We start from the raw sequence: 985 nt of genomic DNA, 5'->3' as shown, positions 1-985 counted from the left end.
ATATATACACTTCTAGCTTCGTCGGCAGCGTCAGATGTGTATAAGAGATAGATATAAGATACACCCTACTTACTTCATCAGGTAGACTTGGAAAATCATTACAATAACCCAATAATAGAAATCTTATGGCCATACACTTTTTCAATAGTATCTTTTAATCGCTGTGCATATTCTTGGATACTGTTTTCGGCATCCTCAAGTTCGTTACGCTTTATAGGAGGAGCCTGAAAAATATTTCCATATTGCTGGATAGCAGCCTCCGCGTAGCGTTGATTTTTTCGATAACGCTCAATCATATTAATACAGTGTTTTATTTCCTCGTTAATATCATTGAGCCGCACCTCTTTCGGTTTTAAGTTGAGCACTTCCTCGACTGTTTGGAGTCCTGTACTGGGAATCGGCGTATCATCAGGCTCTTTACGGTCAGCACGCGATTTGCGCCGCTCCGCTAAAATTTCCTTAACTTCGTTGAAAAGAAACGCAACACCTTGCATCAAAATCGGATTGGCAAGCCCATCAAGCTCATCCATAACATTGTCCCCTTGTATTATGCTGTTGGTATCTAAAACGATGAGACCATCCAAAAAATTCAAGATTTTGTTTTTATATGATTAATCCGCTGATGATTTGTTCTTTGTTCAATTGCTGTCGACTCATCATTTGACGGATCAAAACCGAGGGATACATCATTCTTAAATATGCCCCGCAATCCTCCAGCACGGGGCAATCCAACTCGTGGTGGGGCAACGGTAATACTTTGAAAATATACCAGATGATGAGTATAATAGCGTTGAATTACGGGCGTTGCCTTCGCAATCCAAGCATCTACCTCACCCCAGCTACCTACTTGTGTTGACACAAGTTCTTGTTTCAGTTGAACTAAAAGCCTACTATTACTCACGTCAAGAATATTCCCTAGTATATAATATGAATGGTATACATTATTTTTGATGCTATTTAAGGTATGTAATAAACTCCTCTATTC

1 protein-coding gene is annotated in these 985 nt (G+C 39.5%); it reads right to left on the bottom strand.

Annotated features, from left to right (window positions below; all coding sequences use genetic code 11):
- Positions 1 to 98: 98 nt before the first annotated feature.
- Positions 99 to 530, bottom strand: a complete 432-nt coding sequence (locus tag C5S61_RS02480) for a hypothetical protein (protein ID WP_110513543.1) — start codon at positions 528 to 530, stop codon at positions 99 to 101.
- Positions 531 to 985: the final 455 nt, after the last annotated feature.

It is taken from the genome of Herpetosiphon llansteffanensis (assembly GCF_003205875.1).
Classification (GTDB): domain Bacteria; phylum Chloroflexota; class Chloroflexia; order Chloroflexales; family Herpetosiphonaceae; genus Herpetosiphon; species Herpetosiphon llansteffanensis.
The sequence above is the reverse complement of the archived record's forward strand: the minus strand, read 5'-3'. Positions and strand labels throughout refer to the sequence as shown.

What these genes read in the sequence shown, in the direction of transcription:
- C5S61_RS02480 (WP_110513543.1), bottom strand. Translation starts at nt 530, where the DNA reads ATGGATGAGCTTGATGGGCTTGCCAATCCGATTTTGATGCAAGGTGTT.